The following is a 25,244-nucleotide window of genomic DNA, read 5'->3' as shown; positions in this document are numbered from 1 at the left end:
TTTCTATGGACACACGCTCTGGAAAAGTGTAATAATTCACCCGTTCGACAAGGTTATTACGGTAGGAGTTTATGTGTTAAACGAACCGTCGCCGATTGCGAGCACGCGTCGGTTCACGCTCAACCATACTCTGTCATTGGTCCGACAACGATTGCTCGCATCCGTGGGGAGCGTGCCACTCCCCGTTTGTTCTCCGTCTACAGTGTAGCGTACAGACCGGACCAGTGACCGACAAAAACGACGGCGTTGCTACAGGATTTCCTCGGCTTCCAGCAGGTCGTACAGTTCGTCCATCGTCTCGACCGACGTGTCACACGACGGCGCGACGGCCGGTTTCGGGTCGAAGCCGATAGCCAGGTTCGCGACTTCGAGCATCGGCAGGTCGTTAGCCCCGTCGCCGATGGCGACGGTCGTGTCTCGGTCTTCGCCAGTGACCGCCGTCACGACCTCCATTGCGTCGTCCTTGGTGCCGGAGATGAGCGGCCCGCGGACCTCGCCGGTCAGCGTTCCATCTTCAACGGGGAGTCGGTTGGCGACGATGGCGTCGACCTCGACCCCCTCTGTTTCGAGTGCAGCCTCGACCCCGCGCTCGAACCCACCGGTGAGTATCGCGACGTAGACGCCGGCGTTCCGCAGGGCTTCGATGACCTCTGCCGCGCCGGGGCGCAGAGCGACCTCATCGAAGGCCGCCTGTGCCTGCTCGTCCGGGAGGTCCTCCAACAACGCACACCGCTGGCGGAGGCTCTCGGCGTACTCGATTTCGTTGTTCATCGCGCGCTCGGTGATGTCGGCCATGTCCTCGGCCGTCCCGTTCTGGCTCCCGAGTAGGACCGTCATCTCCGAATCGGAGAGCGTCCCGTCGAAGTCGAAGGCGACTAGCATTGCCCGCGAGTTTCGCGTGGAGGCTTTCAAAACATCCGGTTTCCAGTCGAACGATGGGCTCTCTATTTTTGTGCGTCCCCTGCTACTGTCCCTCTATGGAGCACGTCTCTGCCGACGAAATCGAACCACAGGCGATGGGTGGCGACGTTGATCGCCGCGGGCTTGCAGACCCGCTGGGTACGACTGATGTTGCAATCAACCGATATGTTCTGGACCCCGGTGAGGCCTTCTCGGGCGGATTGCACGCACACCTCGATCAAGAAGAGGTGTTCTACGTTGTCGAGGGCACTGCTACCTTTGAACACCGGCCTGACCCCGCCGGCGAGAGTGAGACGGTCACCGTCGGTCCCGACGAAGCCGTCCGGTTCGCGCCCGGAGAGTATCAGCAGGGCCGGAACGAAAGCGACGACCGGGTAGTCGCGCTGGCACTCGGTGCGCCCAGGAATTCGACCGAGAGCCGCGTTGCACAGCCCTGCCCTGACTGTGACAGCGATGTCCTCACGCTGGAACCGGCTGACGAGGGGTTCCTACTTATCTGCCCTGACTGTGGCACCGAACTCGAACCAGATCTCTAGTCCCGCAGTCGTACCCGGGCGACAGGACCGAACTGCAACAGTCGGTGCCACCTGGACACAGGGCTTCGGTGGCGGGCTGTCGTAGGCATCCATATCCTGATAGAAATTCAGCATTGCGAATTTGAGCCTTTTGGGGCCGATATCCACCATCTCGTAGCGTTCTCCGGCCGAAAATACCGCAGGCGACGTAGACGTACACCTTCATCCCAGCGTACTCGATGTCGTTGTTCACCGCACACTCGGTGCTGTCAGCTATGTCATCAGCCGTGTACATAGGCCCCCAGCAGGACTGTCATCTCCGAATTGGAACGGGTGCCGTGAAAAGTGAAGACAGCTACTATTCTTCCGAATTTAGTGTGGTGAGTTCCAGACTATCCAGTTTCGGCTGGTCAGCCAACAACACCGAGCGGCATCCCGACAGCCCAGTACAGCAAGAGCGCGTACAGTGCGTCGATCCACAGGAACTCAAGCAGGCTAAACAGCATTGATACCAACGCCAGTGGGTAGCCGACGAGCCGTAGCAGGCTGCTGGTCTCGCGAGATCGATCCCATAGTGCGTTTGTCGGGTCCTGGTTCGGGAAGGCGTGAGCGGCTACCACGAACCCGGGGTATATTGATGCGAACCAGAGCAATCCATTCTCATCACTGACAGCACCCATCATCTCCAGCCCGACTGCACCGGTGAACAACACTAGCGCCAGGATCGAGGTGGCAACAAACGGGCCAAGGATGACACCGAACAGTGTCCGGTATTCCGTGACCGCATGATAATTGATGAACTCTTCTAATCGTTCGCCTTCACCGGGCTCCTCCCCGTCAGCGAGGACCCGCGAAACTCGCGCCATTGCCTCCTCGGTCTTTTCTATCTCGTCTAGATTTACGTTCTCGTCGACCGCTAACCTCGCTGATGGGACCCTGTACTCCTGGTTGAATACGTCCTGGATGATACCGTTCACGAGTATGCCTGGAAACGTGACGATGTTGAACAGCAGTCCGATAAGCCCAAATACCATTTGTACTCTCCTATATTTTAGAAAAATGGTCTTTGTATTAAACTCTCTTCCAATATCGACTACCGATAGACAGATGACTTTGCAGTTACGCTGACACCATAGCAGATTATCCTGTACCTCCGGGACAAGCTACCTCTGGGCGGTCTGAAGATCAGGGCTTGGGCGGCGGCCCGTCGTAAGCGTCCATGTCCTGATAGAAGTTCAGCATCGCGAACTTGAGCTTCTCGGGGCCGATGTCGACCATCTCGCGGCGTTCCTCCGGCGGGAAGGTCCCGCGGACGGCGTAGTCGTGCATCTCCATCTCGGCGGCCTCCGTGTAGCGCTTGTCGAGTAGGATGCGTGCGCCGAAGTCGTCCGGCGAGCGGACCACGCGGCCGAGGGCCTGTCTCGTTTTCCGGACTGTCGGAATCTCGACGGCGTAGCGCCAGCCCGCGTCGCCCTCACTATCGCCGAAGGCCACGTCGTAGGCGTCCTGAACGGCGTCCATGCGGTCGTCGAGGTGCGGGTAGGGGACGCCCACGACCACGACGGTCCGGGCGTCGTCGCCGTCGTAGCTCACGCCCTCCCCCAGTGTCCCCCACAGCGAGGTGTAGAGAACGCCGTCGTCGCCGTCGGTAAAGGCTTCCCGGAGGTCACGCGCCTGGGTGCCCGGCTTGTCCAGATACCGGGTTGCGCTCACAGCGGTCATGTCGTGGTAGCGCTCGGCCTCGCTGTAGGACGGGCAGAACACGAGCGTGTTCCCGGGCGTGAAGCGGACAATGTCTTCGAGTGTGCGCGCGATGCGCTGCTGGGTCTGTGGGTCGTCCCGTTCGCTGGAAAACAGCGCCGGGCCGTCGACGGCGTAGGTCCGGCGTCGGTCCTCGGGGAACTGCGCGCCGTAGGCCATCGTCACGGGGTCCTCGACGCCGACGACGTTCTCGGTCACGTCGAAGGGGCGGAGCGTGGCGCTCATCAGTACCGCCGCGTGCAGGTCGGAAAACAGGTCGCGGGTGACCTGTTCGGGGATACAGGTGTACAGCTCCGCGCGGCCGTACACCTCGTCGGTCGATTCGTCGCGACGGACGCTGACGACGGGGTACTGGCCAGTCTCGTCCGTCTCATCGAGCCAGTCGGAGATGAAGCCGGCGGCCTGCAGCGTCTGGCACTCTTTTCTGGTGTCGAGGTCCCCTTCTTTGAACGCTTCCTGGTAGCGGGCGTCGAGGTCCCGGCCGAGGTCCAGTGCGTGGTCCAATTCCTCGTGGAAGCCGGGGCCGGTGTACCCCTGCAGGAAGGCAAGCGTCAGGTTGTCCTTCCGGTCGTCGTTGGCGATGGTGACGTCGTCCCAGTGCTCGTCGACGGCCGCCCGAGCCCCGAACTCGAAGGAATCCTCGTATGCTTCGACGAGGGCGTCCCGGAACGTCTCGATGACGTTGGCCGCGGCGTCGGTCCGGGCGTCTTCCTCGCCGTCAAGTTCGTCGAGTGCCTGGTCGAGCGTGTTCTCGGTCAGCGTCCGCCGGGCGTGGTCGCGGGCGGCCGACTCGACGTTGTGGGCCTCGTCGAAGACGGCGATGATGTCCTCGGGGTCGCGGCCGATCCAGTGGAAGAACTGCTCACGGATCGTTGGGTCCAGCAGGTGGTGGTAGTTACACACCACGAGGTCGACGCCGTCCATCCCCTCTTTCAGCAGTTCGTAGCCGCACAGCCCCTGCTGGTGGGCGTACTCGTACACGTCGTCGGGCGTCCGAACGTCGTCGAACAGCCAGGAATAGAACTCGCTGGTGTCGACGGTGAGGTTCCGGTAGTAGTGGTCACAGGTCGACCGCTCGGTTTCGATCTCCTCGCGCTCGTCCTGCAGTTCCCGGAGTTCCTCGACGACGGCGTTCCGGGCCTCCATCGCCTCGCTGCTGCCAGCCTGCCCGTCAGAAAGGAGTTCTCCCTCGCGCTGTTCGAGTTCGGCAATATCGCTCTCGACCTCCACCAGATCACGGGTCGTGTCCCGAAGCGCCTGACACTCCTCGTAGTCCACGTCGATGTGACACATCGACCCTTTCCCCCGGAAGACGACCGCTCGCAGGCGTTCCTGATCGGTAATCGCTCTGGCGTCCTCGACGAACTGCCGCATCTGCTGGTGGACGTTCGTCGTGATGACGACGGTCTTGCCCGTCTCGCGGGCGTGTTCCAGCGCGGGGACCAGCGACGCGAGCGTCTTCCCGGTCCCGCAGGCCCCTTCGAACAGCACGTCGCGGCCCTCATCGAGGGCGTCGTATATCGTTCCCATCGCCTCCTGCTGATGGTCGTACGGCTCCTCGAAGGGGAAAAATCGCATGTAGCCGTCGTCCGTCGTTGCCACGTGCCCTGATTGGCCGTTCACCGGCAAAAGGGTTCGCCCCCACAGCTACTTGCCGCGAGCGCCCCTCCAGAACCATATGTGGCGCGTCACGCTCGCCGTCGGTATCGCGCTTCTCGCGGGCTGTTCCGGCGTCTTTCCGGCTGGCCCAACGGCGGACGACAGCGACCCGGTGACGCCAGCGCCCGTCTCCACTAACACGCCGGAGGCGACAGTCTCAGTCCCGATCAGCGACGGGACGGTCGACATGAACCGACTACTGGACCGTCACGAGCAGGCGCTGGCGACTCGGAGCTTCCACCGCCACGTCGAACAGGCGGGGCCACAGAACACGCTCGACGTCTGGATCGACCATGAGCGAGAGGTAACGCGCGTCAGACGGCGGTTCGGTCCGATCTCGGATGACGTGGTCCGCGCCAACGGGACAGTGTACACGAACGTCCGCGACGACCCCGATACGCCGTACGCCACCAGGGACGCGACGCCGAACACGTCGCTGGTCGCCTCCCCGGCCGGAGTTGACCTGCTCCGACAGCTGCTGTCGGATACTGCGTATCGGCAGGTGGATTCTCTCCGGTGGAACGGAAGACCTGTCGCTGTTCTGGCCGCGACGGATACGGTCGAGACACCGACTACCGAGAACGAGTCCGAAATCGGACGGTCGCGGCTGTACGTCGATCGGCAGGGGGTAATCAGATACGTCGAACACACTGAGCGACGACCGGATCGGCCAGATCTCGACACGACAGTGACAGTCACGACCGATATTGAGCGCGTCCCGATTCCGTGGTGGCTTGCAGAGAGCGACCACTACAGCTCTGGCTCAATGTAGACTTTCCTGATATCGCCGTTGGTGTCCTGCATCGCAGATTCGAGGGTCGTTATCTCGTCATCCATCGCTTCCGTATCCAGTGCCGGGTCGAACTGCAGATCTGCGAAGACGATAACCTCATTCGGCCCGAAATAGACCGTTCGGAAGCCGATGATATCGGTTACGTGCTCGTTTTGCATGATGACATCACGGAGGCGCTGTTCCTCGTCCGCCGGGAGGCTCTCCCCGAGCAGGAGGCGCTTGTTCTCCCAGGCCAGCGCTAGGGCAAATCCCATCAGCATAATCCCGATGAGCAGCGCGGAGATCCGGTCGAAAAAGGGGTTGCCGGTCATCTGTTCGAGAACCAACCCGGTCAGCGCGATGACGATCCCCGTGAGCGCGATGGTGTCCTCAGTCAGCGCGGTCAGCGTTGTCACGTCGCTGGTCTTGCGGAAGGCCTCGCGGTAGCCCGACCAGTCGTTCCGGTCGATCTGCTTTTTCATCTCTGCGCGGGCCTTTACCAGCGCGTACGTTTCGAACACGAACGCGCCGATGAGGACCGTGTAGTTGACCCACAGCGGGTCCAGCCAAGCCGGGGGCTGGAAGGAGAAAAACAGGAACTCGACCGCCTCGCCGGCATGTCCACCGCCGCCGTGGCCGCCGGCCGTAAGCTCGTTCCAGCCGTGTTTCGCGCTCTCCCACCCAGCGATGCCGAACAGGAACACGGAGACGAGAAAGCTGTAGAAGAACTGCGCTTTGCCGTAGCCAAAGGGATGGCGCCGGTCGCGCTCCCGCTCGCTGAACCGAATCCCGATGAGCAGAAACACCTGATTCCCGGTGTCTGAGATGCTGTGGTACGTCTCCGACAGCATCGCAGCACTCCCTGTCAGGAGGAAGCCGAAGAACTTCAGGATCGCAATCGCGCCGTTGGCTATCAGTGCGGCGATGACGACTGATTTGCTCCCTGCCATTATTTTTCCGTCACAATCGTGACGCAAAATGCTTCTGGATTTATATCTGGCTCCACTACTGCCGGTATGCTCACTGCTATCTCGGACACGCACGGGACCGACGACCATCGACTGTCAGGTCGGACGCTCGATGCTGTCCGCGAGGCCGACCACGTTCTTCACGCGGGTGACTTCACGACCGAGCGAGTCCTCGATGCCATCGGAGCTGAATGCAACGAACTGACGGGCGTTATTGGGAACAACGACAGACCGGCAGTTCGTGACCGACTCTCGGACGTTGCGACCGTCTCCTGGGAAGGACTCACCATCGTCATCGTTCACGGGCACGAGCACACCGAAACCGCCCTCGGGATGCTGGCTCGGCAGGAAAACGCCGATATCGTCGTTGTCGGTCACTCACACAAACCCGTACTGGCCGACTTCGGCGGCTGGACGCTGGTCAACCCGGGGAGCTACGCCGACCCGCGGCGCTACCAGCCGGCCCACGCGGAACTGGACGTGATGGCTGGTGACGTTCGCGTCCGTCTCCGCTCCCCGGACGGGACACCGATCTCGACGGCTATCGTCGAGCGGTAAGACAGTAACACAGTAATTTCCGTCAAAACTCACGTCACAGTGAATCGAATCCGCGGCTACTGCCGCATATACCACAGCGCCGCCATGCCAGCGATGACAAATGCACCGCCGGCGAAGAACGCTAACCCCGGCGGAATCACAGCAGCAGCGGCTTCGGCACCGCCCTGTGCGGCGGTATCGAGTGCGCCCGCAGTAGCCTCGAAGCCCCCGTCGGTCACAGTCGCGTTCTCGGCGTAGAAACTCGGGTCCCGGGCTCCAGTGTCCGCACTCCCGGTCGACACTGTCGGGCCGCCGAACAGCGACCCAAGCCCGCTCCCGAATATCTGCTGGACCAGCAGGCTGGCGAAGCCGATAATCGCGAGACCGCCGATGATGTTCGCCAGCGCTGCCCGGAGTCCCGACGTCTCCTGTTCGTCACCGGCACAGATCACGAGTGGCTGGTTGGCCGGTGCGAACACGTCCATCTCACGGCCCTTCTCGGAGTACGCCGTGTCGACGACCTCGACCGCACCGGCGTTCTTGAGTTTCTTCAGGTGGTACTGGGCGTTTTGTAGCGACGTATCCACCCGGTCGGCTAGCTCTGACGGCGGTGCTGGCTCCTTGTTTAGCTCTGACAGTAAGTTACGCGCTGTTTCTGCCGAGAGTGCCGACAGCACGTCGTCCGCGTCATCACTGTCGACACCGATAACTCGGGGTTCGGCGTCCGGGGTCGCCGGGTCCCGAGAGGGCAGCAACGACATGACTATCTGTATGTTCTATGGGATTATGAGTCTTTGCCAAAGCACAGTGGTTGTTGTAGCTATCGGTCAAACCCGTATTTTACCCTCCAATATCGCACAGTAGACGCCCGAAGGCACGACTCCCGAAAGGACTTTGATGGCGGCTCGACAACCGCCGGTATGGCTGACCTGCTCACGTACGCGCTCCTCGCTGCTGTGCTCCTGTTTTTCTTTTTCATGTATCTGATGCTCCGGCGGACCTTCCAGGGATTCAAAGAAGGGCTCCAGCAGAGCAAGAAGAAGTAGCCGGGAGGGTAACGATTAGGGGCCGTCGGTGGTGCCTATCTGTATGGACCCACGTATTCGGGAACACGCGGAAGTCATTGTTGATCATTCTATCGACCTGAGCGAAGGCGACAACCTCGTTATCGACGCCCACCCGCAGGCTGCGGATCTCGTGACCGCGCTACACGAGTTTGCCGCCGACCGCGGCGCAAATCCGCTTGTCGTGCAGGATCGCCTCGGCGAGCGGTTCCGCCGCGCCTACCTCCGCAACCGGGACGAGTTCGAGACGCCGAGCCACATCGAGGCGCTGTACGAGGAGATGGACGCGTACATCGCTATCAAGGGCAGCGACAACGTCACCGAGACCAGCGACGTCGACCCCGAAACGACGGCCGCCTATCAGCAGTCCCAGCAGCCGCTCCTGAACGAACGGCTCTCGAAGACCTGGTGTCTCACACAGTATCCCGCGCCCGCTAACGCCCAGCTCGCCCAGACCTCCACGGAGGGGTACGAGAATTTCGTCTGGGACGCCGTCCTCAAAGACTGGGACGCCGTCCGCGAGCACCAGTCGCAGATGGTCGAGATTCTGGACCCCGCGGAGGAGGTCCGCATCGTCTCTGGGGAGACGACAGACGTGACGATGTCTATCGCCGGCAACGAGACGCTCAACGACTACGGCAAAAAGAACCTCCCCGGTGGTGAGGTGTTCACTGCGCCAGTCCCCGACAGCGTCGAGGGCGAGGTGCTGTTCGACAAGCCGCTGTACCACCAAGGCCGGGAAGTGACTGATGTCTTCCTCCGCTTCGAGAACGGCGAAGTCGTCGAGCACAGCGCCGCCAAGAACGAGGACCTCCTGAGTGAAGTGCTGTCAACTGATGACGGTGCGAGCCGACTCGGCGAACTGGGTATCGGGATGAACCGCGATATCGACCAGTTCTCCTACAATATGCTGTTCGATGAAAAGATGGGCGATACCGTTCATATGGCGGTAGGGCGAGCATACGACGAGACAGTTGGCGAGGACAACGAGCAAAACGAGTCGGCAGTTCACGTCGACATGATTGTCGACATGAGCGAGGACTCGTTCATCGAAGTCGACGGCGAAATCGTCCAGCGGAACGGGACGTTCGTCTTCGAGGACGGGTTCGAGGACTGACTACCGACCGCGAACGGAGTGAGCGGCCGGCCTTTTCGTCGACGTTTTTCAGGGAGCGGTCGCCAGAGACGACCCGACGCTGAAAAAGGTCGGTGCAGGTCGTCCAGCGGAACGGGACGTTCGTCTTCGAGGACGGGTTCGAAGCGTAACGCCGGACCCACACTGTGTGGCTGGCTCGATTTCTGACCTCACACCCCGGACAGGAAGCTTATCATGCCGGACGGGGTAGGTCCAGGTATGAGTGAACAGCGGTCCCTCCTCGTTCGGGCGGTGTGGTTCCTGCTTGTCGGCTGGTGGGTGACCGGTATCTGGCTCTCGGTCGCGTGGTTCTTGAACGTCACAATCATCGGCCTGCCGCTGGGCATCAAAATGATAAACAGGGTACCGCTGGTGCTGACGCTCAAGCGACGCGACCGACTCGTCACGGAGAGTGACGGTGGCTCGCAGCACTCACTGCTCGTCCGCGCGGTCTGGTTCGTCTTCGTCGGCTGGTGGGCCAGTGGCGTCTGGACCGGCGTCGCGTACGCGGTTTCTCTAACAATCGTCGGCCTGCCGCTGGCGATCTGGATGTACAACAGGCTCCCCTTTGTCGTTTCGCTGTACCAGTACTGACGGTCAGTCCAGATACGGCTTCTCGATGTCGGTTTCGACGGGAATGAGGGCGTTCATGCGACTGGTGATCTCGTCGAACAACGTGATAAGCGGGGAAAGCACGCGCTCGACGACCCGGACCGGCGGTGCGACGGTCAGGGCCCACTCCTGTGCGTTGCCGAGGCCGAACGCCTTTGGCACGATCTCGCCGAAAATCAGGATGAGAAAGCTGGTGACGACTGTGGTTGCGACGACCGCCGGCCCCGGTGAGAGATAGCTCGCCACGAGGACGGTGATGATGCTTGAAATTGCGATGTTGACGATGTTGTTGCCGACCAGCAGCGTCACCAGCAGGCGGTGTGGATTGTCGTACAGCTCCTGCAGCACCTGCGCCCGTCGCTCCCCCGCTGACGCCTGTTGTGCGATCCAGTCTTTCTGTAGCGAGAACACCGCTATCTCCGAACTGGAAAAGAACGCACTCAATCCGAGAAGCACGACCACCGCGAGTCCGCCACCGACTGCTACGATAGGGCCACTCATACCCCGTCTTCAGCGAGACGAGGCAAGAAGGCGTCGACGCGGCCTGTCGGCCCGCAAGCCGGCAGATGCGGCGAAGGATACTCTACGTTCCAGCCCATTGTTATCGTATGCCACTTGGCCAGGTGGAACTGGCGTTGCGCGTCATCGCCGGCCTGTTCGTTATCATCGCGCCGACGCTACTGTTTCTGGGGCTGTGGCGCGGCCTCGAAGCGATGCGTGACGACGAACTCATCCAGCAGGCCCACCAGCGCGCCGAGATGCGGGACCAGCCGTCCGCTGGTCCTGACTGGTCGACCGATACGCTCCTTGCTGATGAGTCGTCACCGCTGTCTGAAACAAAGATGTCGGTCGTGACCTGTAGCACCTGTGGCACGCCGAACGTACAGGACGCCAGCTACTGTCAGTCGTGTCTCACAGAACTAGATGAGTCAGTCTAACGAGTCGTCTTCGTCGATCTGAATCGCTATCGTTGGCTCGGACCGCACGACGCTGCAGTCGCTGCCTCGCTCGATGGCGAACGTTACCTGTCCAGTGCGGTTCGTGTCCAGTCTGAACTCGCCCGTAATTGCGTAGGACTTCGTGGTCGACCCGGCGAGCGTATCTTCGTCCCAGTCTCTATCCACATCCACCCACACGTCCTCCCGGGGGTTCTCGGCAGGTCCGACGAGACAGCTTGAGACGCTCGGGGGGTTGAGTGCCCGCAGGAACGGTGACGGGTTCGAAGCGGTAACCGTTCCGATCTGCCTGCTGACGGGTGGGTACCCGCCACCTCCCTGCCTTGTTTCCGGGACCGACACGGTGACAGACTCGTTTGTCTGCACATCGTAGGTCACCCCGCCACTGAGCGCGTCGGCTCCCACGAGGACGGCGCTCACGATGAGGAGGCCGCCGAGGGCGGCTGCCGCCGTTCGCCGCGACGGTGTCGGAATCCCTGCCCGGAGCGCGTAACCGAGCCCGACGAACAGCCCCGCGGACGTGGCGAGCAACAGGAACGTCCCCGTCTCGCCCGGCGAATACCGGACGACGACGTAGCCGACGAACACGACGTAGGTCACGCCACTGAGAGCGAAAGCGACGACATCTAGCACGTCCCGCTCGAGGGCCACACCCGCAACGAACAGCATAATAAACCCCAGCAACAGTAGCGCCGCTTTCACCGTGATCGAGAGATTGAACACGACATCGCGGACGAAATACAGGAGCGCCGCCGCGGCGAACAGGACACCGAGTACGTACAGGAGCTTGCCGCTGTCGATAGCAAAGCGCATGGAGGGTCACCGGCACTTCTCTTAGCTGACAAATAAAGCCACGGCTGGACAGTGCAGGCCTGGGACTTGCAGTAATCGAGAAGCCGAACCGAAGGGTCCCTAGTCGTCGGCCGTCGCTCGGCCGGCGTCAGCACCGTTCGACAGCGGTGTCCGTTCAACGACTGTCCCGTCGTAGGTCGGGTACTGCTCGACGATTTCGCCCTTCTCCACGTCGCCCTCCTCGACCATCTCTTCGAGCAGCCACCAGGCGAGTTCGACGTGGTCGGATTTGACGGTGTAGTACTCTTCGGGAACGCCGAGAGTTTCGAGTCGGGCCTCGGAAGTCCACGCCTTCCCATAGACGAGCGTCCCGTCGTCGGTCACGTCGTCGAACGGGCGGCGGATATTTCGGGCCATCCGCTTGAGCCGCGAGCGGTGCTGGGCGGCGTCTTTGAACACGCTCGTACAGAAGTACACCTTCTCGTGGTCTCCCATCGTCTCCAGAATGTCGTGGGAGCCCTCGACTGCGCTCATGTGGTCCTCTTTCAGCTCGAAGCCCTCTTCCTGCATCCGGCGGTAGTTCCCGTCGGACATCTCGAACTCGTTGATGTTACAGAAGTCGGCTGCGCCCTCGTCGAGGAATTCGAGGAACTCCTCCTCGGCGCGAATGCCGGGGATCTCGAAGGCCGGCGTCAGTCCTTCTTCGCGGGCGATGTAGAGGATGTCCTCCCACTCGGTGCCGTGGAGGTCGCCCCACTGCTCCAGGGGTGGGTGGAAGCGGATCTCGTCGAGCCCCGCTTCCGAGAGGCGGCGCATATTCTCGCGGCCGCCGGGGATACCGGTGTAGAGGTGCGTGTGGTGATCCTCGCCAAACTCGTCTTTCAGCAGTTCCAAATAGTGACAGGTCCGGTCGAGCACTTCCTGGGGTTCGCCACCCGTGATTGAGGTGCCCAGCGCGCTCATGCGCTTGGCTTCCTCGATAACGTCCGAGTCGTCCTCGATGGGACGCTCGTTGGCGTACATCTGGGTGACGTTCTTCCGGTTTTCCCCGAGGGGACAGTAGAAGCAGTCTCGCTGGTCGCAGTAGCCGTAGACGAACAGCACCATCTTGCCGCCTTTGGCGCACTGTTCGCAGCCCTCGGAAATCATTGTCTCTAGCCACCGCTCCCAGCGGGAAAAAGCGTGCGCATCGCGTTCGGCATGTGACTTGGCGACACGGGCTACTGCAGGCCGTGTCGCCCTGGGTGCTTATCGGGCTCCCAGACACAGGGGCTGGTATGACAGACACTGGGACCGGGATTACCGGGTCCCGCCGCCGTCGCGGCCTCGCGGTCGTCTTCTTCGTCGTCTTTCTAGACCTGCTGGGCTTCGGTATCATCATCCCCATCCTCCCGTATTACACCCGTTCGTTCCCGGGCGGGACGGAGTTCGTCATCGGGCTGCTGGCGGCCTCGTACTCCGCGATGCAGTTCGTGTTCGCACCGCTTCTGGGGTCGCTGTCGGACCGCGTCGGCCGCCGTCCGGTGCTGGTCGTGTCGCTGTGTGGCTCCGTCGTTGCGTGGACGGTGTTCGGGCTGGCCGACGCGCTGTGGCTCCTGTTCCTGTCCCGGTTGCTCGCCGGTGCGATGGGCGGCAACCTCTCGACGGCCCAGGCTTACGTCGCCGACGTAACACCGCCGGAGCGCCGGGCTGCAGCTTTGGGGTTCATCGGAGCCGCCTTCGGCCTTGGCTTCATTTTCGGCCCCGGAATCGGCGCGGTGTTGAGCTTCGACGCCACGGTGGCTGCGGTCGACAGTATTTTGCCGGCGGCTGTGCCTATCACCTGGTTCTCGCTCCCGAGCTTCGCCGCCGCGGCCGCAAGTCTTGCCGGTGTGCTCGTCGCCCTGCTCTTTCTCCCCGAGTCTAGAACCGTCTCCGAGTCCACGGGCGCGACCACCTCCGAACGCACCTCGTCGATCACCCAGCTCCGCACGGCAGTGGCGACTCCCGGCCTCCGACCGCTGCTTCTGGCCTTCTTCCTCGTCTCCTTCGCCTTCTCCGGCGTTCAGGTGATGTTCGTCCCCTACGTCGCCGACATCTACGGCTACACGGCCGCCCAGAGCGCGCTCCTGCTGACCTACATCGGCGTCCTCGCGGTCATCACGCAGGGGGTGCTGGTCGGCCGGCTCTCGGCCCGCTACAGCCCGGTTCGGCTCTCGCTGTTCGGGACCGGGCTGCTCGTCGTCGGCGTCGGGGCTATTCCGGCATCGCGGCTCCTCGGTTCGGCCCTGCCCGACCTGACCGCACTCGCCCCGTTCCTCACCGCTGACCTGCTCGGCCTCTTGCTCGTGTTGACGTTGCTGCCGCTTGGCAACGGTATCCTCTCGGTGACGCTGACGGCGCTCGTCTCCCAGCGAGCCAGCGCCGCTCTCCAGGGGAGCGCCTTCGGTATCACGCAGGGCGCTGGCAGCCTGGCCCGGACCGTCGGTCCGCCGGTCATGGGCGGGCTGTACTTCGCCGTCGGCTACTGGTCGCCCTTCGTTGTCGGGAGCGTACTGCTGCTCCCGGTTCTGTGGCTCGTCTCCCGACTGGGCGTGACACAGGAGGTGTACGAGCCCCGGCCGGCGGACCCGGGCCACGCTAGATAGGGACCGCTTTGAATGGGCTGGCGTTCGTTTCATGTGTATGGATGACGAGGAGACCGACCCCGTAGGCGGGCCGCTGCCGGCCGCAGAGTCGTTCGACGATAGAGTCCTGGGGGTCAGCGAGTCGCTCATCCGATACGTCGAAGTCATCGCAGCACTGGTGCTGGTTCTCCTCTTTGCTATCGGTGTCTTTGATCTGACCCTCCAGATATTCCAGAGCGCGCTTCGTGGCGATATCACCGACCCGCTGGTCGTCGTCGGCTTCATCGACACGGCCCTCCTCCTCTTCATCATCGTTGAGGTGTACCAGACTGTCGTCGCGTACACGCAGGAAAGCGAGACGCGCCGCATCGTCCGCCTGGTCATCTACACGGGCGTCATCGCGATGGTCCGGAAGGCCATCATCTTCCGCACCGGCGAGTACAGCTCCGAACAGGCCGCGCTCACCGCTGCCGCAGCCTACACGCTCATTATTCTTGGACTCGCGGCGCTGTTGCTCGTCGAGCGTCGGACCCGCGGGACGCTGCCGGAATCAGGGTGAGGTGGTCCCGAAAGAAGTTAAACACAGACGGCGTATCGCCGGTAGATGCTGCTGGTGCTGTGTATCGACCTCGACGACGACCTCGGCCGCAAGACCGGCATCGACACGCCCGTCATCGGGCGCGATGCCGTCGTAGACGCAGCGGTGGCGCTGGCTTCCAACGATCCGGAGGACTCCGACGTGAACGTCCTGTTCGAGGGCGTCCACATCTACGACGACATCACCGACGAACCGGTCGAAGTCGCGGCCGTCACCGGTGTCGACGGGAGCGATGTCGCCGCCAACCGCGCGGTTGGCGAGGAGGTCGATACTGTTCTCGCGTCGCTGGCGGCCAGTGAGGACGTTCGGGCGCTCATCGTCACTGACGGCGCACAGGACGAGTCGGTGGTCCCTGTCATCCGCTCTCGGGTCCGGATTGACGGCGTCCGCCGCGTCGTCGTCCGACAGGCACAGAACCTCGAATCGATGTACTACACCATCAAGCAGGTGCTCGATGACCCGGAGACCCGCGGGACGATTCTGGTTCCGTTGGGCATCCTCCTGCTCATCTACCCCCTGACAATCGCCATCGAGGCGCTGGGCTACCCCGGCTCTGCGCTGGGTGTCATCTCCGGCCTGCTTGGCCTGTACATCCTCGCACGGGGCCTCGGTGCTGAGAAGATACTGGACGAGGCCGTCGAGCGAACGACCGCCGGGCTGTACGCCGGGCGCGTGACCATTATCACCTACGTCGTCGCGGCCGCACTGCTTGCCATCGGCGGCGTCAGCGGCGTCCAGGAACTCGAACGCCGAACGGACCCGGACGCGCTGAAAGTCATCGCGTCGCTGGTCTACGGTGCGATTCAGTGGTTTGCCGCCGCGGGCATTACCTCCAGCCTCGGCCGCGTGACCGACGAGTATCTCGACGGGAGCTTCCGCTGGCGGTATCTCAACGCCCCGTTCTACGTCCTTTCGATCGCCGCTGTCCTGCACGCTGTCAGCGCGTTCTTCCTCGAGATCCACGAGTTGGAGTACCTAGCGGTGATGCTCACCGGCGGGACGCTACTCGGACTGGTCAGTACGCTCGCCTTTGCTGTCGCCGAGGCACGCTTCGACCGCCCCGAACAGCACAATCAAGACCCCGGCGGTCCCTCATCCGAGTGATGTACGTCTCCCGTGCCGTCGAGAGTCTGCGTGCGGACCCCATCGACGGCGAGCCCGTCGAGCTGGTTCTCGAAACGGCCGACGATGCTGCCCCCGAGCGTGTCGCCGCGGCCGCGGAGGCCACCGGCGCGACCGTCGAGCGCCACCTCCAGTTCGACGACCTGTTAGTCTCGACCACACAGGACGAAATCGACGCCCTCTGTGAGCTGGACGGACTGACGGCGATTCAGACCGGCAACGTGAACGCCATTACGACGGCTGATGACGTCGAAGAAGACCTTGACCACGGTGACTGACCGGCGACTGCGTTCCGCATTTCTTTTGTCACCACCGGAAGTACACGACAGCGAGGGCACGTAGCTCAGTCCGGATAGAGCGTCGGACTTCTATCCCCACTGGCTGTGCCACTGGGGGAAGATATCCGACGGTCGTGGGTTCGAATCCCACCGTGCCCGTGAAGCCGCTGAACGATAGTGAAGCGTGCTGAATCGCAGCACGCAGGCGATTCGAACTACGCGATACGAGCGTAGCGAGTCTCGCTGTCGAGTGAGAATCCCACTGTGCCCGTTATCTGCGACCGACAACGAGAAGCGCCAACACCACCTGCTGTCTGTTCTAACGGAGCCAGTCGTCTCCGAGACCACCCTTGCAGTATTACAGTGAAGGGAACACTACTACCAGTACCGCGTCGGTTTGCATGACCTGTCAGAGGCACGGCAACCCGACTTGGGGGAATGGTACCTGTTTCGTCCCCTTCACACGCATAGGTTTTCCCGGCAACACGCATGTAATCACGACATTTTCACACCCAGCTCCTGTTTTGAATATCTGGGTGAATTGCCTGAGATTTCATGGTTTGAATTTGCTGGGGCGGGGCGATAGCGACACCGTTTCGCTGCATAATCAGTTTCAGCCCCGGCTCCGGTATTGCGGTGGGTGGTTGTCTGACTCACGGCGGCCGGCTACGCCTCTACGATGTCGTCTTCCATGGCAGCGACCTCAGTGAGAATCGCTTCGACGTCGTCGTCGGGGACGCCGTTTTCCCGGAGCGCGGCTTCGAGATGGGTCGCGACGTTGGCGAACGCGTCTTCGGTGATTCCCATGCCCTCGTGGGCGGTCTGCATGTCATCGCCGTCGTAGTCGACCGGCCCGCCGGCGACGGCACTGATGAACTGCGCTTGGTGGCTGCGGAGCTGGTCCATGTCGGTCGCTTCGAAGTACGGTTCGAGCACTGGGTCGTCGAGTACTCGGTCGTAGAAGTCCGAGACCACCGCGTCGACCGCGTCGCGACCGCCGATCCGCTCGAAGATGGACTGTGATGCCATTGTCGCGTGACAGGTAAGCGGCCGGCATGACAGTTGTGGAAAAACATATTCGGCACAGAACGCCGCGCTGGCACTCGGACACGATGCTCGGTCAGCGGCACTCTCAAAGCAGGCGAGCGATTATCGAAGCGCTATAGCCGTTTGCGCCGTCGCTGCCGATCGACCAGTACCACCGACAGTATGCCGAGCGTCCCGAGTACGGTCCACTCCCCGTGACGGTCGGTGACGGGCCGTGCGGTACCGTGCTTGCCCTCGTCGTCGGTGCTAGTCGCTGTGGCCGAGCTGTTATCGACCGACAGTGCGGCGTTTGCGCGCCGGTCGGTCGTATCCGCTGTGCCGCTTCGCCGCAGGTTGCGGTCACTGAGTGTGTCGGTCTGGACCGACGGCGCGGTGCCAGTGACAGCCTGTCGAACGAACGCGTCGAGGTCGTCCCCGGCGACAGCCGACACCGTCTCGGCGAACAGCCTGAGTGTCATTCGCTCGCCTCGCCGGGTCAGCCTGTCGAGGATAGTTTCGAACGTTTGGTTACCGTCCGTCGCCTGCCGGACACGGGCGTCGATGGCTGCGACGACACGCGTTCCCTTGTGGTACTGCGCGCCTGGCCCGTCCCAGCTATCGGGCTGTGTCAGATCCGCGGTTTCGTGGCGCTCGGTCGTAATCCTGTCACGGAACTGGTCTTCATCGATGCCGCCCGCGCTGTAGGTGAGCGCCGCGGTGTGATAGTCCGCGCTCCCCTCACTGAGCCAGTCCATCGCCGGTGTCGTCTCGAACGTCTGCCGGGTGTGGCGGTACTCGTGGACCCAGACGTTGACCGGAGTCCGGACGCGCTCGCCGGCGTTGACGATGACATCTGACGCGCCGTTCGACGGGGTGTACCCGCCCGGTGCGAGTTCGTTCGGCGCGACAAACACGCGGATGTGGTCGTGGTCCGTTCCGGCGGTCGAGGCACGCTTCGCGTGGCTGATAGAGTCCAAGACGGCAGTTCGGTTGGGTCGCAGGTCCGAAGCTGCTGGGACGATGAGCGTGATTCGGTCGCCATCGACCGTTCTGGTTTCTGTCTCGTGGGGACCGATGTAGGCGGCCGTACGACCGGCGACACCGCTTTGCCCGGGCGCGAGTGCGAGCGACTCGTTCCACGTGGGCCGCGGCCCGACGTGCCAGCGCCAGCGAGCACGCAGTGACACTTCCTGTCGGGCAAGCAGCGTCCAGTTGTGTGTGTCAGCGGTCCGCTGGCCGAACGTCGTCGAGAGCCCGACCGGCACAGTGTAGGTCAACTGTGCTGTCCTGGCATCACCGCTGAGACGCCAGCGATCGCCATCGGACTGGAGGCCGTCGGCTCGGTGGACTGTCGTCCCCGCCGGCGTCCGTACTGACAGTCCGGTGACGTGCCGTGGTCGCTCGATCGTCGCGGTCACCCGGACGTGCCCGGTCTGGTTCGGCTCCCTATCAATTGTGTATTGGACGGCAATCGAGCGGTCGTCGTCGGCACTGGCCCGCTCTGGTGGCCCCGACTCGACACCAAGGGCGACCGGAGACGTACAAACCAGAAGGAGGCAAACCAGTCCTGCAAACAGCTGCGTTCTCATAGCTCTGGGTGTTGCCGAGTGCTACGCGACACCCAGCGAGTGGCGGTAAAGTGTGTGCCGGTGAAAATCTCAAGCGTAATAACAGGCTGTATGCCTCGGAAACGGGGTCGCAAGCGTTTTGCCAGCGGCCACGTTATCCCCTGATATGGCCGATTGTCCGCTCGCAGACGACTGTCCCGAATTCACCGAACGAATTCAGGGGATGGGCTGTACCCACTACGGCAACCGTGGCGGCGCCGAGTGGTGCAATCACTACAACCAGCCGATCTCGGAACTCAAGAGCCAGCCGGTCAAAATGGGCGAGGAAGTCACTGTCGACGTCGAGGACATCCACGAGAGCGGTGCCGGTGTCGGTCGGACCGAGGACGGCTTCATCATCATGGTCGACGGCGTCCTCCCGCCGGCCCGCTCGCTGGTCAAAGTGACGAACGTCCACTCGAACCACGCCCGGGCTGAGGAGGTCGAGCGACTGGAGATGGACGAGGACCTCTCTGAGTCCGAGAGCGAAGCGAACGACGGCGACACCGACGAGACGGACGACGATGCTGACGATGACGACCGGCGTCTCGGGAGTCGGGACAACTTCTGGGGCAGCTAGGTTAGCCCATACCAGTTGGACAATTTGCGAGCGGGACTTCTTTGAGCCAGTCGGCCCTTCCTGTGGATATGGACCTCGAACTCGATGGCAACGCAGCGCTGTGTACCGCCGCGACGAGCGGACTCGGACTTGCAAGCGCCGAAGCCCTCGCTGCGGACGGTGCCAACGTAGCGGTCTGTGGCCGGACGCCGGAACACGTCGACGAGGCACGGGACCGGCTCGAATCGATCGGCGACGGCGACGTACTGGCTGTCGAGGCCGACATCACCGACCCCGATCAAATAGAGGCGCTCGTCGAGGAGACCGTCGACAGCTTCGGCGGCCTCGACCACGTCGTCACCAGCGCCGGCGGTCCGGCTCCCGGACCGTTCATGGAGACGACCGAGCGAGAGTGGTACAGCGCCTACGACCTGCTCGTGATGAGCGTCGTCTGGACCACTCGGACCGCCTACCCCTACCTCCGGGATTCCGAGGCCGGTACGATCGTCAACATTACTTCCCGCTCCGTCCGGGAGGTCATCGACGATCTGGTGCTCTCGAACGCCGTCCGCCGCGCTGTTATCGGCCTGATGAAGACACAGGCTAGCGAGTTCGCGCCGGAAGTCCGCGTCAACGCCGTCCTCCCCGGCGCACACGAGACGCCCCGCATCGAGGAACTCGTCGAAGCGGCCGTCGAGCGTGGCGAGTACGACTCCTACGAGGACGGTATCGAATCCTGGGCCGACGCCCCGCTACAGCGTGTCGGCCAGCCGGAGGAACTCGGCGACGTGGTGGCGTTCCTCTCGTCGGCCCGCTCTTCCTACGTCACTGGGACGGCCCTGCCCGTCGACGGCGGGGCGATGCAGAGCTAACAGTTCCAGCCGCCGGGCCGCTCAGAACCGCCCGTCGTCCCGCAACTCCGCGACCACTTCTCGGACCCGCTGGGCCTCGTCTTTCGGGACGACCAGCGTCCGGTCACCGAATGACGCTACGACGAGGTCTTCGACGCCGACGGCGCTGACGTGCCCGTCGCTCGCCAGCACGTTCCCGGCAGCGTCGATGGTAACTGTCTCACCCAGCACCGCGTTTCCGTCCTGGCTGTCGAGGACGCGCTCGAAGGCATCCCACGACCCCAGGTCGTCCCAGTCCAGCGCCGCCGGAACGACGAAGGCGTTTTCGGCGTCTTCGAGCACAGCGTAATCGATGCTCACCGGGTCAACAGCGGCAAAGGCGGCGTCGTGGTCTCCGTCGTCGAGTCGCTCGACCATCGGTGCGAGCGGCGAGGACGCCGCGGCGGACAGGAGAGCCGTCGGCGTCCACGCGAACAGGCCGGCGTTCCAGTAGAACCCCTCCCGGACGTACTCCGTCGCCGTATTCCGGTCTGGTTTCTCGTGGAATGTCTCGACTGGCGCGAAACCGTTATCGGACGGCCCGGGCTTGATGTAGCCGTAGCCGGTCGCCGGCCGGTCCGGTTCGATGCCGACAGTGACGAGCCCCTCCGTTTCCACTGCGACTCGCGCGGCCGTCCGTGCGACTGTCTCGAACGGCCCCGAAATCCGGTGGTCACTCGGCAGACAGAGCAGAACACAGTCGCCGACCTGCTCGCGGATGCGGTTGGCCGCGTACACGAGCGCCGGCCCGGTGTCTTTGGGTTCTGGCTCGGTCAGCACTGCCGCATTCGGGACACGCTCCCGAACCCCGTCGGCGAACGACTCCCGAGTCAGCACGTAGGTCTCATCGGCGAACCCGACCCGACTGACAGTCTCGGCGAGTAGTGACTCGTCTTCTCCGAAGGAGAGAAACTGTTTGGGGCGGTCGCTCCGACTCGCCGGATACAGACGCGTGCCGGTGCCCCCGGCCAGGACGAGTGCGACGATTGGTCGCTCCATACCCGGGCTTCACTCGGACGGTGCTAAAGTGTTGTACTGGCGACCAAGGTGCGGACCGGTCGGACCAACTGCTGTCAGCCACTTACCACGTCTCTATCGTACCGCCTCTGATGTCCTCGACGCAGCCCTGACAGTCCGGGTTCTCCGCATCGTAACAGACTGGCCGCCGCTGTTCGTCCATCGACACCGCGCGGTACTCGGCGTGGCGACGACAGACGATTCGGGCCCGTCCTTCCTCATCTCTGGGCAGGCCGGCCTCTGCCGACCGCTTGCCGTTCTTGTAGGCCTTCTTCGCATCGGAGAGTTGCTGCTCGGCCGACCGCAAGGTATCCCGGATGAACCGTGCGAGTCGGTCGTCGTCGGCCATACTGACCGTTGTGCCCGGCCACAAATCAATCTTCTCGCGTAACTCGCTTGAACGCGCGCTGCTTGCTCTGAAACGACGACAACACGCTCTGTTTCACTTTCTCTGCCAGCCGAGTATTTATAACCAAAGGCGACCAACCGTCGACTGTCTCCCAACGAAAACCAGGCGGAGACAGTGAAAGCCAATGACTGAGTCAGATTTGCGTACCCACGCGACAGAGATACACGAGCAGTTTTCCGACCAGCTAGAGATAGACGTCGACGACGTCGTCGAGCGTCTCGATACGCTGGTGAACGATTATCAGGTCCCCATCAGCGAGGCCCGGCGGAGTGTCGTCAACACGTACCTCGACGAGGCCGGTATGGACCGCGACCAGCTAGGTGGCGGCGACGGCGGCGGCAACGAGCAGGTAAACGTCGCCGACGTCGACGCCCCCGAGGAGTGGGTCGACGTCCGCGCGACGGTCGTCGAACTCTGGGACCCGCGCGCCGACGCCGTGGCCCAGGTCGGCCTGCTGGGCGACGAGACGGGCACGATCAAGTTCACGAAGTGGTCGAAGTCCGATCTTCCGTCGCTCGAAGAAGGCAAGTCCTACGCCCTGCGCAACGTCGTCACCGACGAGTATCAGGGTCGCTTCTCCGTGAAGCTCAACCGGACAACCACCATCGAGGAACTCGACGAAGCAATCGAGGTCGGCGACGACAGCGTCGAGGCCGAGGGCGCACTGGTCGACATCCAGTCCGGGTCCGGGCTGATCAAACGCTGTCCAGAGGACGATTGCACGCGCGTTCTCCAGAACGGCCGCTGCAACGAACACGGCGAGGTCGAAGGCGAGTTCGACCTCCGAATCAAGGGCGTCCTCGACGACGGCGAGGAGGTCACCGAGGTCATCTTCGACGAGGACGCGACCGAGGAACTGACCGGTATCACCCTCGAAGAAGCGAAGGAGATGGCGATGGACGCGCTCGATACCACCGTCGTCGCCGACGAGATGCGACAGAAAATCCTCGGCCGGTACTACCGCGTCCAAGGCCCGACCTTCGGCCGCTACTTGCTCGCCGACGAGCAGGAGCGACTGACCGGGGCCGTGGATGCAGACGAGATTCTCATCAAAGCGAGGTCGATCTAAATGGCGAGTACACCCACCCGCGAGGTCGCACGGCGCGTCTTCGCACGCGAGTTCAACGACGCGAGCTACACGTTCAAGGAATCCGACGACGACCGCGCGCCGGTGTACGTCCTCCTGCCGACCGGCCAGCGCGCTAACCGCGTGTTCCTGGTCGGCACCCTCACCGAGACCGAGGACGTCGGCGAGGACAGCGAGTACTGGCAGGGCCGGGTCGTCGACCCTAACGGCGACACGTTCTTCATGTACGCCGGGCAGTACCAGCCCGACGCGGCGTCGATGCTGCGCGAACTGGAACCGCCGGCCTACGTCGCCGTCGTCGGCAAGCCACGTACCTACGAGACCGACGAGGGCGAGGTGAACGTCTCGATCCGCCCCGAGTCCATCTCGGAGGTCGACGAGGCGACCCGGGACCGCTGGGTCGTCGAGACGGCCGAGCGAACGCTCGACCGGGTCAAGCGGTACAAGGAAGCCGATCTGGAGGACCCGGCCACCGACGAGTACATCACGATGGCCGACGAGGAATACGAACAGCTATCGATCGAGAACTACCGGCAGTCGGTCGTCGGCGCGCTGGAGAGTCTGCAGGACGAGCAGGCCGAAGCCAGCGCCGACTGAATCCGGCACTGTCCCCGACTTTTTGCTGCTGGTGACGTTTCCGTCGCTACGGCTCCAGTAGCTCGATGCGGTTCCCCTCAGGGTCGACGACGAACATGATAGTCGTCCCGCTCTCAGTCGTCTGAGGGCCGCTGAGTGTTTCGACATCTTTGGGCAGTCGGTCGGCGACAGCGTCGAGGTCGTCGACCTCTAGCCCGGGATGGGTCGCCCCCGCCCGATTGAGGTCGGGATCGGGCATTGCCTTGCCCTCCGGCTCGTATGTCGCCAGTTCTAGACGGACGGTGCCGGCATCGAGGTGGACCAGTTCGGCGCTGGCCCCCTCGATGTCGACGGCGGTTCCGAACGCCTCGTCACCAACCGAAAAGCGGGTCAGTACGTCGAGTCCGAGCACGTCACGGTAGAATTCGACGGCGCGGTCCAGGTCGCTGACGATGATGCCGAAGTGGTGGCCAGTTGCGTCGATATCTGTCGCCATCTCTGCCGGAATCGAGGTCGGCCGGCGGTTAAATCACAGCGGTTCAACTGTCGACAGCGACGGCCACCGAGGAACAGGTCCGGTAGCGTCTGACAAACGATTAAATACGTTGCTGCTAAAACAGTACGTAACTATGGGCAACAAAAACAAGACTATCTCCTTTCGCGTCAGCGAGGACAAATTCGAAACCCTCCGCGAAATCGCCGAGGAGCGCGATATCTCGCTGTCCGCAGTTTTTCGTGACTACGTCGACACGCTCGTTTCCCACGACGGCCAGGTGAAGGTCGCGCCCGAACACGAGTTTGAGGACGACGCGACCGAGACCAGCACCGAGAGCTTCCCGCCGAAGGTCGAAGTCCCGAAGAGCTTCGTCCGCGAACACGAACGGCTCGAACTCGAAGCCGAGCACCTCCGCGAGCAACTGGAAGAACACAAGCGCTACGTCACGAAGCTCCGCCAGCAGCTCGACGAGATGGATCAGGACGAGGTCATTCATCTCGAAGATCTCGATCAGGGCGAAGAGGAAGACGCCTCCTACCGCATCGGCAGTTTCGACGACCTAGAGTAATCGCTGGCGTTTCTGCTGTACGTCTTCGGCCACGTCGTCGCGCCCATCGACGTCGGCCAGGGTTTCTACGGCTTCTAACGTTCTGACGGAGTTATCGAGGAAGGACAGCACGTCGCCCGGATACGCATACAGCATGTAGTCGTCGCTCATCACGTCTACGACGGCGTCGGGCCCCATCCCCTGCTCGCGCAGTTCCAGCAGGTACGAGATGAACTTCCGTTCGGCACAGCCACAGTGGGGGTTGGCCTCACAGTCACAGTCCAGAAAGTCCTCGGCGAAATCGAGGACTCGCTCTCTGGAGGCTTCGTCGAGCTTTGCCAGCCCCTCGCCCTGAAAGAGAATATCCAGCGTCGCGCCCTTGAACGCTCCCTTTGGGAAACTCGTCTCTAACTGGGAGGCGAGTTGCTGGTGGTTCTTGACGTAGATTTTGTCCGTGATGGCCACGCGTGCTTATCTGTACGCGTCGGCAGTGTAAAAGCATCCCGAAGCGGCCGATGGACTGGACAGCGTCGGATATACCACCGCTGTCACGCGCTCTCACGACCCACTGGTTTCCAGATTCGTAACGTATTTCTGTTCCAGCGGAATATCTATGTATGCTTCAGCAAGCGTGTCCGGGCTGGGGTAGTGGCATCCTTTAGCCTTGTGGTGGCTAAGAGGCGGGTTCAATTCCCGCGCCCGGACTCAGACTTTCTACGCGGCGATTTCGCCAC

30 protein-coding genes and 1 tRNA gene are annotated in these 25,244 nt (G+C 62.6%); 17 read left to right on the top strand and 14 right to left on the bottom strand.

The window, feature by feature from the left end:
• Positions 1 to 249: 249 nt before the first annotated feature.
• A complete protein-coding gene (gene serB / locus C443_RS12550; RefSeq protein ID WP_268237865.1) occupies positions 250 to 912 on the bottom strand; it encodes a phosphoserine phosphatase SerB in 663 nt (220 codons plus the stop codon).
• A gap of 65 nt (positions 913 to 977) precedes the next feature.
• On the opposite strand from serB, the gene C443_RS12545 reads away from it, so the two are divergent.
• Positions 978 to 1,457 carry a cupin domain-containing protein gene (locus C443_RS12545; protein WP_005536787.1) on the top strand — a complete coding sequence of 160 codons (480 nt, stop codon included), beginning with the start codon at positions 978 to 980 and terminating at the stop codon, positions 1,455 to 1,457.
• A 389-nt stretch (positions 1,458 to 1,846) separates the two neighbouring features.
• Here C443_RS12545 and C443_RS12540 read toward each other — a convergent pair whose 3' ends face one another.
• Both C443_RS12540 and C443_RS12535 read right to left on the bottom strand, forming a co-directional pair.
• Entirely contained in the window at positions 1,847 to 2,470 is a 624-nt protein-coding gene (locus C443_RS12540; RefSeq protein WP_005536786.1) for a hypothetical protein, read from the bottom strand.
• A 151-nt stretch (positions 2,471 to 2,621) separates the two neighbouring features.
• The gene (locus C443_RS12535) at positions 2,622 to 4,799 is read right to left on the bottom strand and encodes an ATP-dependent DNA helicase (protein WP_005536785.1); all 2,178 of its coding nucleotides are present in this window, start codon (positions 4,797 to 4,799) and stop codon (positions 2,622 to 2,624) included.
• Between the two features lie 76 nt (positions 4,800 to 4,875).
• Between C443_RS12535 and C443_RS12530 the strand changes: the two genes are divergently transcribed.
• Positions 4,876 to 5,628, top strand: coding sequence for a hypothetical protein (locus C443_RS12530; RefSeq protein WP_005536784.1), 753 nt, complete (start codon positions 4,876 to 4,878; stop codon positions 5,626 to 5,628).
• On the opposite strand, the gene C443_RS12525 is transcribed toward C443_RS12530, so the two are convergent.
• The gene (locus C443_RS12525; protein ID WP_005536783.1) at positions 5,607 to 6,578 is read right to left on the bottom strand and encodes a cation diffusion facilitator family transporter; all 972 of its coding nucleotides are present in this window, start codon (positions 6,576 to 6,578) and stop codon (positions 5,607 to 5,609) included. The genes C443_RS12530 and C443_RS12525 overlap by 22 nt on opposite strands.
• Before the next feature lie 66 nt (positions 6,579 to 6,644).
• Between C443_RS12525 and C443_RS12520 the strand changes: the two genes are divergently transcribed.
• Positions 6,645 to 7,154 (top strand): metallophosphoesterase, encoded by a 510-nt coding sequence (locus C443_RS12520; protein WP_005536782.1) that lies wholly within the window; start codon positions 6,645 to 6,647, stop codon positions 7,152 to 7,154.
• Positions 7,155 to 7,210: 56 nt separating this feature from the next.
• On the opposite strand, the gene C443_RS12515 is transcribed toward C443_RS12520, so the two are convergent.
• A complete protein-coding gene (locus tag C443_RS12515) occupies positions 7,211 to 7,894 on the bottom strand; it encodes an ArsR/SmtB family transcription factor (protein WP_005536781.1) in 684 nt (227 codons plus the stop codon).
• 159 nt (positions 7,895 to 8,053) lie between these two features.
• Between C443_RS12515 and C443_RS22150 the strand changes: the two genes are divergently transcribed.
• The 3 genes from C443_RS22150 to C443_RS12505 all read left to right on the top strand — a co-directional run bounded on the left by C443_RS22150 (position 8,054) and on the right by C443_RS12505 (position 9,926).
• Positions 8,054 to 8,179, top strand: a complete 126-nt coding sequence (locus tag C443_RS22150; RefSeq protein WP_004590316.1) for a DUF7859 family protein — start codon at positions 8,054 to 8,056, stop codon at positions 8,177 to 8,179.
• A gap of 43 nt (positions 8,180 to 8,222) precedes the next feature.
• Entirely contained in the window at positions 8,223 to 9,314 is a 1,092-nt protein-coding gene (locus C443_RS12510) for an aminopeptidase (RefSeq protein ID WP_005536777.1), read from the top strand.
• Positions 9,315 to 9,551: 237 nt separating this feature from the next.
• Positions 9,552 to 9,926, top strand: a complete 375-nt coding sequence (locus tag C443_RS12505; protein ID WP_005536775.1) for a YccF domain-containing protein — start codon at positions 9,552 to 9,554, stop codon at positions 9,924 to 9,926.
• Positions 9,927 to 9,929: 3 nt separating this feature from the next.
• On the opposite strand, the gene C443_RS12500 is transcribed toward C443_RS12505, so the two are convergent.
• Positions 9,930 to 10,445, bottom strand: coding sequence for a CNNM domain-containing protein (locus C443_RS12500; RefSeq protein WP_005536773.1), 516 nt, complete (start codon positions 10,443 to 10,445; stop codon positions 9,930 to 9,932).
• 107 nt (positions 10,446 to 10,552) lie between these two features.
• Here C443_RS12500 and C443_RS12495 point away from each other — a divergent pair, with 107 nt between their 5' ends.
• Positions 10,553 to 10,882, top strand: a complete 330-nt coding sequence (locus C443_RS12495) for a zinc ribbon domain-containing protein (RefSeq protein WP_005536772.1) — start codon at positions 10,553 to 10,555, stop codon at positions 10,880 to 10,882.
• On the opposite strand, the gene C443_RS12490 is transcribed toward C443_RS12495, so the two are convergent.
• Positions 10,874 to 11,713 (bottom strand): hypothetical protein, encoded by an 840-nt coding sequence (locus tag C443_RS12490; RefSeq protein WP_005536770.1) that lies wholly within the window; start codon positions 11,711 to 11,713, stop codon positions 10,874 to 10,876. The two genes, C443_RS12495 and C443_RS12490, sit on opposite strands and share 9 nt — an antisense overlap.
• Positions 11,714 to 11,812: 99 nt before the next feature.
• Positions 11,813 to 12,841 carry a radical SAM protein gene (locus C443_RS12485; RefSeq protein WP_005536768.1) on the bottom strand — a complete coding sequence of 343 codons (1,029 nt, stop codon included), beginning with the start codon at positions 12,839 to 12,841 and terminating at the stop codon, positions 11,813 to 11,815.
• A gap of 128 nt (positions 12,842 to 12,969) precedes the next feature.
• Here C443_RS12485 and C443_RS12480 point away from each other — a divergent pair, with 128 nt between their 5' ends.
• The 5 genes from C443_RS12480 to C443_RS12460 all read left to right on the top strand — a co-directional run bounded on the left by C443_RS12480 (position 12,970) and on the right by C443_RS12460 (position 16,455).
• Complete coding sequence (locus tag C443_RS12480) at positions 12,970 to 14,319, top strand: MFS transporter (RefSeq protein WP_005536766.1); 1,350 nt, start codon at positions 12,970 to 12,972, stop codon at positions 14,317 to 14,319.
• Between the two features lie 37 nt (positions 14,320 to 14,356).
• A complete protein-coding gene (locus C443_RS12475; protein ID WP_005536765.1) occupies positions 14,357 to 14,857 on the top strand; it encodes a phosphate-starvation-inducible PsiE family protein in 501 nt (166 codons plus the stop codon).
• A 45-nt stretch (positions 14,858 to 14,902) separates the two neighbouring features.
• Positions 14,903 to 16,000, top strand: a complete 1,098-nt coding sequence (locus C443_RS12470; protein ID WP_005536764.1) for a DUF373 family protein — start codon at positions 14,903 to 14,905, stop codon at positions 15,998 to 16,000.
• Positions 16,000 to 16,296: a hypothetical protein gene (locus C443_RS12465; RefSeq protein ID WP_005536763.1), complete on the top strand. Its 297-nt coding sequence runs from the start codon at positions 16,000 to 16,002 to the stop codon at positions 16,294 to 16,296. The genes C443_RS12470 and C443_RS12465 overlap by 1 nt, the downstream gene beginning before the upstream one ends.
• Positions 16,297 to 16,350: 54 nt before the next feature.
• Positions 16,351 to 16,455: transfer RNA gene (locus C443_RS12460), tRNA-Arg, on the top strand.
• A gap of 507 nt (positions 16,456 to 16,962) precedes the next feature.
• Here C443_RS12460 and C443_RS12455 read toward each other — a convergent pair.
• Positions 16,963 to 17,325 carry a group I truncated hemoglobin gene (locus C443_RS12455; RefSeq protein ID WP_005536762.1) on the bottom strand — a complete coding sequence of 121 codons (363 nt, stop codon included), beginning with the start codon at positions 17,323 to 17,325 and terminating at the stop codon, positions 16,963 to 16,965.
• 131 nt (positions 17,326 to 17,456) lie between these two features.
• Positions 17,457 to 18,911 (bottom strand): hypothetical protein, encoded by a 1,455-nt coding sequence (locus C443_RS12450; RefSeq protein WP_005536761.1) that lies wholly within the window; start codon positions 18,909 to 18,911, stop codon positions 17,457 to 17,459.
• 145 nt (positions 18,912 to 19,056) lie between these two features.
• Here C443_RS12450 and C443_RS12445 point away from each other — a divergent pair, with 145 nt between their 5' ends.
• Positions 19,057 to 19,509, top strand: coding sequence for a TRAM domain-containing protein (locus C443_RS12445; RefSeq protein ID WP_005536760.1), 453 nt, complete (start codon positions 19,057 to 19,059; stop codon positions 19,507 to 19,509).
• A gap of 68 nt (positions 19,510 to 19,577) precedes the next feature.
• Positions 19,578 to 20,360, top strand: a complete 783-nt coding sequence (locus C443_RS12440; RefSeq protein WP_005536759.1) for an SDR family oxidoreductase — start codon at positions 19,578 to 19,580, stop codon at positions 20,358 to 20,360.
• Between the two features lie 21 nt (positions 20,361 to 20,381).
• On the opposite strand, the gene C443_RS12435 is transcribed toward C443_RS12440, so the two are convergent.
• A complete protein-coding gene (locus C443_RS12435) occupies positions 20,382 to 21,377 on the bottom strand; it encodes a mannose-1-phosphate guanylyltransferase (protein ID WP_005536758.1) in 996 nt (331 codons plus the stop codon).
• An 82-nt stretch (positions 21,378 to 21,459) separates the two neighbouring features.
• The gene (locus C443_RS12430; protein WP_005536757.1) at positions 21,460 to 21,744 is read right to left on the bottom strand and encodes a DUF7091 family protein; all 285 of its coding nucleotides are present in this window, start codon (positions 21,742 to 21,744) and stop codon (positions 21,460 to 21,462) included.
• 184 nt (positions 21,745 to 21,928) lie between these two features.
• Between C443_RS12430 and C443_RS12425 the strand changes: the two genes are divergently transcribed.
• Both C443_RS12425 and C443_RS12420 read left to right on the top strand, forming a co-directional pair.
• On the top strand, positions 21,929 to 22,873 hold the full coding sequence (locus C443_RS12425) for a replication factor A (RefSeq protein WP_005536756.1): 945 nt from the start codon (positions 21,929 to 21,931) through the stop codon (positions 22,871 to 22,873).
• The gene (locus C443_RS12420) at positions 22,874 to 23,488 is read left to right on the top strand and encodes an RPA family protein (protein ID WP_005536755.1); all 615 of its coding nucleotides are present in this window, start codon (positions 22,874 to 22,876) and stop codon (positions 23,486 to 23,488) included.
• A 46-nt stretch (positions 23,489 to 23,534) separates the two neighbouring features.
• On the opposite strand, the gene C443_RS12415 is transcribed toward C443_RS12420, so the two are convergent.
• The gene (locus C443_RS12415; RefSeq protein ID WP_005536754.1) at positions 23,535 to 23,963 is read right to left on the bottom strand and encodes a VOC family protein; all 429 of its coding nucleotides are present in this window, start codon (positions 23,961 to 23,963) and stop codon (positions 23,535 to 23,537) included.
• Positions 23,964 to 24,096: 133 nt separating this feature from the next.
• On the opposite strand from C443_RS12415, the gene C443_RS12410 reads away from it, so the two are divergent.
• Positions 24,097 to 24,531, top strand: coding sequence for a CopG family transcriptional regulator (locus C443_RS12410; RefSeq protein WP_004515935.1), 435 nt, complete (start codon positions 24,097 to 24,099; stop codon positions 24,529 to 24,531).
• Here the strand turns inward: C443_RS12410 and C443_RS12405 are convergent.
• Complete coding sequence (locus tag C443_RS12405) at positions 24,523 to 24,975, bottom strand: DUF5814 domain-containing protein (RefSeq protein ID WP_005536751.1); 453 nt, start codon at positions 24,973 to 24,975, stop codon at positions 24,523 to 24,525. The two genes, C443_RS12410 and C443_RS12405, sit on opposite strands and share 9 nt — an antisense overlap.
• Positions 24,976 to 25,244: the final 269 nt, after the last annotated feature.

This window comes from Haloarcula argentinensis DSM 12282, from assembly GCA_000336895.1.
Taxonomy (GTDB): domain Archaea; phylum Halobacteriota; class Halobacteria; order Halobacteriales; family Haloarculaceae; genus Haloarcula; species Haloarcula argentinensis.
This window is presented reverse-complemented; position numbering and strand designations above follow the sequence as displayed.

Coding starts and splice junctions, on each gene's coding strand:
- C443_RS12440 (WP_005536759.1), top strand. CDS start 19,578: ATGGACCTCGAACTCGATGGCAACGCAGCGCTGTGTACCGCCGCGACG.
- C443_RS12525 (WP_005536783.1), bottom strand. CDS start 6,578: ATGGCAGGGAGCAAATCAGTCGTCATCGCCGCACTGATAGCCAACGGC.
- C443_RS12475 (WP_005536765.1), top strand. CDS start 14,357: ATGGATGACGAGGAGACCGACCCCGTAGGCGGGCCGCTGCCGGCCGCA.
- C443_RS12470 (WP_005536764.1), top strand. CDS start 14,903: ATGCTGCTGGTGCTGTGTATCGACCTCGACGACGACCTCGGCCGCAAG.
- C443_RS12465 (WP_005536763.1), top strand. CDS start 16,000: ATGTACGTCTCCCGTGCCGTCGAGAGTCTGCGTGCGGACCCCATCGAC.
- C443_RS12430 (WP_005536757.1), bottom strand. CDS start 21,744: ATGGCCGACGACGACCGACTCGCACGGTTCATCCGGGATACCTTGCGG.
- C443_RS12485 (WP_005536768.1), bottom strand. CDS start 12,841: ATGATTTCCGAGGGCTGCGAACAGTGCGCCAAAGGCGGCAAGATGGTG.
- C443_RS12500 (WP_005536773.1), bottom strand. CDS start 10,445: ATGAGTGGCCCTATCGTAGCAGTCGGTGGCGGACTCGCGGTGGTCGTG.
- C443_RS12495 (WP_005536772.1), top strand. CDS start 10,553: ATGCCACTTGGCCAGGTGGAACTGGCGTTGCGCGTCATCGCCGGCCTG.
- C443_RS12530 (WP_005536784.1), top strand. CDS start 4,876: ATGTGGCGCGTCACGCTCGCCGTCGGTATCGCGCTTCTCGCGGGCTGT.
- C443_RS12510 (WP_005536777.1), top strand. CDS start 8,223: ATGGACCCACGTATTCGGGAACACGCGGAAGTCATTGTTGATCATTCT.
- C443_RS12445 (WP_005536760.1), top strand. CDS start 19,057: ATGGCCGATTGTCCGCTCGCAGACGACTGTCCCGAATTCACCGAACGA.
- C443_RS12540 (WP_005536786.1), bottom strand. CDS start 2,470: ATGGTATTTGGGCTTATCGGACTGCTGTTCAACATCGTCACGTTTCCA.
- C443_RS12450 (WP_005536761.1), bottom strand. CDS start 18,911: ATGAGAACGCAGCTGTTTGCAGGACTGGTTTGCCTCCTTCTGGTTTGT.
- C443_RS12435 (WP_005536758.1), bottom strand. CDS start 21,377: ATGGAGCGACCAATCGTCGCACTCGTCCTGGCCGGGGGCACCGGCACG.
- C443_RS12455 (WP_005536762.1), bottom strand. CDS start 17,325: ATGGCATCACAGTCCATCTTCGAGCGGATCGGCGGTCGCGACGCGGTC.
- C443_RS12480 (WP_005536766.1), top strand. CDS start 12,970: ATGACAGACACTGGGACCGGGATTACCGGGTCCCGCCGCCGTCGCGGC.
- C443_RS12410 (WP_004515935.1), top strand. CDS start 24,097: ATGGGCAACAAAAACAAGACTATCTCCTTTCGCGTCAGCGAGGACAAA.
- C443_RS12505 (WP_005536775.1), top strand. CDS start 9,552: ATGAGTGAACAGCGGTCCCTCCTCGTTCGGGCGGTGTGGTTCCTGCTT.
- C443_RS12425 (WP_005536756.1), top strand. CDS start 21,929: ATGACTGAGTCAGATTTGCGTACCCACGCGACAGAGATACACGAGCAG.
- C443_RS12420 (WP_005536755.1), top strand. CDS start 22,874: ATGGCGAGTACACCCACCCGCGAGGTCGCACGGCGCGTCTTCGCACGC.
- C443_RS12520 (WP_005536782.1), top strand. CDS start 6,645: ATGCTCACTGCTATCTCGGACACGCACGGGACCGACGACCATCGACTG.
- C443_RS12415 (WP_005536754.1), bottom strand. CDS start 23,963: ATGGCGACAGATATCGACGCAACTGGCCACCACTTCGGCATCATCGTC.
- C443_RS12490 (WP_005536770.1), bottom strand. CDS start 11,713: ATGCGCTTTGCTATCGACAGCGGCAAGCTCCTGTACGTACTCGGTGTC.
- C443_RS12515 (WP_005536781.1), bottom strand. CDS start 7,894: ATGTCGTTGCTGCCCTCTCGGGACCCGGCGACCCCGGACGCCGAACCC.
- C443_RS12545 (WP_005536787.1), top strand. CDS start 978: ATGGAGCACGTCTCTGCCGACGAAATCGAACCACAGGCGATGGGTGGC.
- C443_RS22150 (WP_004590316.1), top strand. CDS start 8,054: ATGGCTGACCTGCTCACGTACGCGCTCCTCGCTGCTGTGCTCCTGTTT.